A 5,871-nucleotide genomic window follows, 5' to 3' on the forward strand; every position below is an offset into this window, starting at 1 on the left:
ACATTCCTCACAACCTAGAGTAACCAGTCAGCACGGAAAGTGACCTTCGCGCGGCCCTGTGCGGCGACGCCCTTGCATTGCGTGCCGCGCGGCCGCGCCAACAGACGCACGGTCGCGCGTCCGGCCTGCCGCCCGATGGTGGTCCCCCGCCGGCCGGCGGAATCCGCGGGACCACTGACCAAATGGCAAGACGACTATGAACGGCCTCATTGTCATAGCCGGGATGGGCTACAGGGCCGGTCAAATCCCAGTTTTCTGACTAGAAAGGTGGTGGTCACAACTACCCGGCCCTCTGCTGTTGGCCGGACGTTCACCCGGCGCTGCCACCCTCTGCTCGGCGCGTCGGATGCTCACGTGCGGCGCTGCGGTCACCGAAGGGAACGATATGGGGGATCACGAACACCGGGCGGTTCGTCCCGGCGGGGGTCGGAATCCGGGTTCAGCCGCACCGGTCCGCCGGTCGCTGCGGCCCGAGCGGTCCGACGCCGTGGCGCCGGTCGGCCGCCCTCGCGCGGTGTGGGTGCCCGCACGATGACCGGGCCGCTCATCGTCGGTGTCGATGCCGGCTGCGCCTCCCTGCGCGACGCCGACCTGCTCATCCACCGTCTGGTCGAGGTGTTGGACCTACCCGGTGACACCGTCGCCTGCACCCATCTCGTCGGCGCGCAGGCGCCACACGTGGCCCTGTCGCTCGCGGTCTCGCCGACCTGGTGCGGGCCGGGCAGCTGGCGACGAGTCGCGCATCTCGCCGGTGAGCTCGCGATCGTGGAGCTGGCAGCGGCCCGGCGCGCCGCCGCGGCGGCGCGGGTCGGGTCGGACCCGGTCGGGGGCCCCCTTGCCAGGCACGCCCCGCGGGTGGGACCCCCGATCGAGGGGAGCCGGGCGGCAACCGTCCGGACGGGGGGCATCGGCGCCGGTGGCTGGTCCGCCGGGCATGCTCTCCGCGGAACCGGCCAGGCCGCCGGGACCGCCGTCATCGACGCCGCCGCCGCCGGGATCGCCGTCACCGATGGTCGTGCCGGGGGGTTCGGGGGCGCCGGCTCGCCCGGGACGACGGCCGGGCTCGCCGTCGAGTTCCTCCGCGTCGGGGCGCTGGTCGCGGGGCCGGTCGGGCTGGCCTGCGGGGTGGAGCGAATCGGGCCGCCCGAGCTCGCGGACGGCGCCGCGCAGGCCGCCGCGGATCATGCCGACCGGCAGGGCGGGCGGGCCGTCGTGTACCCGGGGGTCGGCCGGCTGCGCGGCACCGTGCTGGTGGAGACCGTGCTCGGGCAGACCGCCGTGGGCCGCGTCGTCGCGCCCGCCGGGCAGGCCGAGCCTCGCAGGTCGGACCTGCTGCGCACGCGGAACCATGTGCGCCCGGTCTGGCGCGACGGCGTGCTCACCCTCTTCGCCGCCGCCGAGCGCGGCCGGGTCTTCACACCGTTCGAGGTGCCCCACGCGGTCACCGTGAGCGGCTGGTAACGCGCCGGCCACGAGCCTGCGTCGGGCGGGGTGCGGTGCGGTGCGGTGCATCGCGGTGGGGTGTGTCAGTAGGTGCAGGTGGGGGCCTCGGGCGGGGCGGCCGGGGCACTCTGGGTGGCCGCGGTGGCCGCGGTGGCCTGGGCGGCGCCTGCCGTCGCGTCACCGGCCGCCGGGGCCGGCGTGGCAGTGGACGCCCTGGCGCCCGAGGGCGCGACGGCCGGCGTGACAACCTCGGTGAAATTGGAGCCGAGGATGAGCTGGACGCCGGTGACGCTGGAGTCGGCCAGCACGCTCGATCCCGGCACGGCCGCGGCGACCGTGCGCGCCTCGGCATCCTGGCCCGGCCCGTAGGCGACTCGGGACGTCTCGTGGGTGAGCACCGAGGCGTTGCCGGCGTTGCGCGCGTGGAAGCCCTTACCGGTCAGCGCGGTGGTGACCTTGGAGGCGAGCCCGGAGCGCGAGGAGCCGTTGTAGACGGCGACGCGCACCTGCGCCGGGGCCGCGGTGACGCCCGGGGCGAGCGAGGGGCCCGCGCCCGCGTCGCCCGAGGCAGTGGCGCCCTCGACGCGGCCGCCCAGCGGGCTGACGATTCCCATCAGGTCGTCACGCCGGTAGAACTGCACGGATGCACCGTTGCCGTGCAGGCGGATGTCGCCCTTGTCATCGATGGCGCCCTCGGCGCGGGTCGGGGCGTGGGTGGGCACGGTCTGCATCCGGATTCCGCCGCTGGTCAGGCCCTTGATGCGGGTCGCGAGGCTGCGCAGGTCGGCGATGCTCGTGTGCTCGTCGAGGGTGAGTGTCCCTGCCGCGGTGGACACCAACCGCTCGGCCTTGATCGGGTTTGTCAGCGTGTCACCGTTCATGATCTTGTGGAACATGGCGCCGATGAACTGCTGCTGGCGGCTGATCCGGTCGGTGTCGCCGGCGGGCAGGCCGTGGCGCTGGCGGACGAAGGCCAGCGCCTGGTCCCCGTTGACCTGGATGGTCCCCGGGCCGCCATGGAAGCCGCTCATCGGGTCGTTGGTATTCGTGCTGACCCGGTACCGGCCGTTGTCGTCCTGAAAGTGCTGGGGTGGCGCGTTCGACGGCTTGATGCACACCTCGACGCCCCCGATGGCATCGGTGATCTGTTTGAATCCCTGCAGATCCATGGAGATGTAGTGGTCGACCTGCATGTTGGTGAGACTCTCGATGGTCTTGACCAGCAGTGACGGGCCGCCCGAGGAAATCGCCGCGTTGAATTTGTCCTTCGCCGCCGCGTGGTGCTTGCCGGCGGTGTCGGTGTACTCGGGGATCGTCACGTACATGTCGCGGGGAAACGAGATCATCGTCGTGGCCCCGTCCTTGCCCAGGTGGGCGAGGATCGTCGTGTCGGAGCGCTGCCCCGCGACGTCGCCGTATTCCCCGCCGGTGCCGGCCCGGCTGTCCGTGCCCACCAGCAGGTAGTTCGCCACCCCTACCCCGCTGGAACTGCCGTCCGAGCCGAGCCCGAGATCGATCCGGTTGACCTTGCCGTTGATGAACGAGTAGGCGGCCCAGCCGCCGACGGTGACCAGGAGTACGCAACAGGAGATGAAGGAGAGGAAGGCCAGCATCCCGCGCCGGCGTCGCGGGGGTGGGCCGCCGAGCCCCGTGCCCCATCCTGACCGGCCGGGTCCCGTTCCCCGCGGATCCAGTCGAGGCGGGAGGACCCGCAAGCTGTCCACGGCGTTGTGCTGCAGGTGCGGTGCGGTCACTTCCCGCCCTTCCTCGAGGGGCCCTGCGGGCAGGGCCCGACGTAGTGCGGAAAGTTACACCAATGGTCGGATCGCTCACCTTGAGGGGTACAAGACGGTTTCTCCGTATACGTGGCGCGACGGGGGCGGTGCTGGTAAAAGCATGCGTCCGCCGATTACCCTTGATCACACCGCCTGGTCAGGTCACCCCGAATTGCGGATCGATGATCGGCGCAGGTCCATCGCGCCGCGGGCGCGCATACTCGTGGTAGTGATTCGTGACCGATGGTCAGTGGACCGCCGTGCCATCGCGGGGCGGTCACGGCCCCCGTCCGAGACGAGCTGGGTGCGTTCGCTCGTCCCCCTGGTCGTTCTGCTCGCCGTGGTCGCCATGGACCTCACCGGCGACCAGCGATATGTGATCATCACCAGCCTGGTGATCAGTCCGCTGCTCGCCGCGGCCCTGACCGGGCCGTGGGTGACCGCCGCGTACGCCGGCGCCGCGCTGCAGGCCATTCCGCTCGGCTACTACAGCGGGGTTGGCCACGACAGCCTCGTCGCCCAGATGATCCGGCTGGCGGTGATCGCGGCCGGCGGCGCCATCGCGGTCGCGGCCAGCCGGGACCGGCAGCGGCGCGAGGCCCGGCTGCGCGACGTTACTCGGGTCGCCGACGTGGCCCAGCGGGCCATCCTCGGGGTGGTCCCCGCCCGAGTGGGCGATCTGCGCCTGGCCGTGAGCTACGACAGCGTCGCCGCGCAGGCCCGCGTCGGAGGGGACCTCTACGAGGTGGCACAGACCCGTTGGGGGGTGCGAATCCCCGTCGGCGACGCCCGCGGCAAGGGGCTCGATGCCGTCCGCCTCGCCAGCCGGGTGCTGGCCACCTTCCGGGTCGTCGCCCGCCACCTGGCCGACGCGGAGGAGGTCGTGGCCGCCCTCGACGCCGAAGTGGTCGGCTCGGGCGGGGCGGAGGACTTCGTCACCGCCGTGTTCGCGCAGCTCGACGGCGCCCAGCTGGAACTGGTCAACGCCGGTCACCTCGACCCCGGTGCTGCTGCGCCGGGGCGCGCCGCGCCTGCTCGACGCGACCGGGCGGCGCACCCCGCTCGGCCTCGGCGCCGCCGGTGCCACCGTGGTGCGCACCCACCTCGTCGCCGGCGACCGGATCCTGTTCTACACCGACGGCATGGCCGAGGCCCGCCACCCACGAACCCGGGAGTTCTTCCCGGTGCTGCCGGCCGTCCAGGCCGCCTTCGGGCCGGCGCGGCTGGCCGACCTCGTCGCGGCCCTGCGGCGCTGGACCGAGGCGACGCTGGGAGACGACGTCGCCCTGCTGGCCGCCGAGTTCGCCCCGCCCGCGCGGGCCGAGGCCCCCTGCGCGGATCAGCCCGCCCAGGTGCGCGCCGACGCGCCGTGGCGGGCCCCGGACGGGAAACGGGAAGTCCCCCGCTCCGTCACCGGTTTCACCAACGGCGCTGATGATGCCCGGCGCCACCACGGCGACGGGCCCGCCAGGGCCGACATCACCACGGCGAGGCGACGGGAGGCGATCGGATGACGACGCAGCAGGCGCGAGGCCGGGTCCGGCTGGAGTAGGGGCGCAAGCGGGTCCGCGCCTACCTCGGGGGGCGGCTGGTCGCCGACACCACCAGCCCGGCGCTGGTCTGGGAGAACCCGCACTATCCCGCCTACTACCTGCCGCGGGCCGACGTCGTCGCCGAGCTGGTCCCCATCACCCGCACGGGGCACTCCCCGAGCGGCGGCGACGCCGTCTACTTCGACGTGGTCGTCGAGGGGCGCACCGCGCCGGCGGCGGCCTGGGCCTATCCGCAGTCCCCGCTGGAGGGGCTGCGCGAGCTGGTCCGCCTCGACTGGGACGAGATGGACCGCTGGTTGGAGGAGGACGAGCCCGTCTACGTCCATCCGCGCAGCCCTTATACCCGCATCGACGCGCTGCCCAGCTCCCGGCACGTCCGCGTCGAGATCGACGGGGTGGTCGTCGCCGACTCCCACCGCCCGGTGATCCTGTTCGAGACCGGCCTCGTGCCGCGCTACTACCTGCCGCTCGTCGACGTCCGCCAGGACCTGCTGCGCCCCTCGGGCACCCGCACGCACTGCCCCTACAAGGGCAACGCCGAGTACTTCTCGGTGGAGGTCGACGGGACGCGGCACGACGACGTCGTCTGGACCTACCGCACCCCGCTGCCGGAGAGCGCTCGCATCGCCGGCCTGGTCTGCTTCTACGACGAGCGCGTGACGGTGTCCGTCGACGCAGTGCCCACGCACCCTGGACCGGCCCCGCGCGTCGGCTGACCCGCCAGGGCGTGTGTCTGGCTGTGATCAGAGGCTGCTCTGTGTGACATTCTTGATTCAGGCCGCGTACCCTCGCGGGCACGGGATGAACTGCGGCTTCTCCGGTTTCGCGGAATCTGAATGACCGTGTCAAGCCGTCGCGGTCGCGGTCCGGATGTGTGGCGGGGTTCTGCGCCAGCCACGCTGATGCTCGACCGGCGACTACGAGTCGGCCCTATCTACTCGGGGTCGTAGATGCTCAACGTTGAGCAGCGGTTGTCGCGTCGTACCTACCCCGCCGCCGACGAACACCTACCGATGCCGGCAGGTTGCGGTGCGCGGGAGGCATTGAGCCATTCCCGGTGTCGATTTGTGAGGTTGGGTAATTGTTGCGGGGTGTGAGTG

4 protein-coding genes and 1 pseudogene are annotated in these 5,871 nt (G+C 72.3%); 4 read left to right on the forward strand and 1 reads right to left on the reverse strand.

Translation table 11 applies throughout. From position 1 onward, the window contains the following. Window positions 1-531 precede the first annotated feature (531 nt). A complete protein-coding gene (locus G6R25_RS20465) occupies window positions 532-1,461 on the forward strand; it encodes a hypothetical protein (RefSeq protein WP_163554231.1) in 930 nt (309 codons plus the stop codon). Between the two features lie 65 nt (window positions 1,462-1,526). Here G6R25_RS20465 and G6R25_RS20470 read toward each other — a convergent pair whose 3' ends face one another. Beyond that, window positions 1,527-3,197, reverse strand: coding sequence for an LCP family protein (locus G6R25_RS20470; protein WP_473246921.1), 1,671 nt, complete (start codon window positions 3,195-3,197; stop codon window positions 1,527-1,529). Window positions 3,198-3,741: 544 nt separating this feature from the next. Here G6R25_RS20470 and G6R25_RS29095 point away from each other — a divergent pair. The 3 genes and pseudogenes from G6R25_RS29095 to G6R25_RS29890 all read left to right on the forward strand — a co-directional run. Further along, a pseudogene (locus tag G6R25_RS29095) lies at window positions 3,742-4,158 on the forward strand (SpoIIE family protein phosphatase); the annotation flags it as partial. 64 nt (window positions 4,159-4,222) lie between these two features. Beyond that, the gene (locus G6R25_RS29100) at window positions 4,223-4,732 is read left to right on the forward strand and encodes a SpoIIE family protein phosphatase (protein ID WP_268904192.1); all 510 of its coding nucleotides are present in this window, start codon (window positions 4,223-4,225) and stop codon (window positions 4,730-4,732) included. Window positions 4,733-4,833: 101 nt separating this feature from the next. After that, window positions 4,834-5,487 (forward strand): DUF427 domain-containing protein, encoded by a 654-nt coding sequence (locus G6R25_RS29890; protein ID WP_235949247.1) that lies wholly within the window; start codon window positions 4,834-4,836, stop codon window positions 5,485-5,487. Window positions 5,488-5,871: the final 384 nt, after the last annotated feature.

Source organism: Candidatus Frankia alpina, from assembly GCF_902806485.1.
Lineage (GTDB): Bacteria > Actinomycetota > Actinomycetes > Frankiales > Frankiaceae > Frankia > Frankia alpina.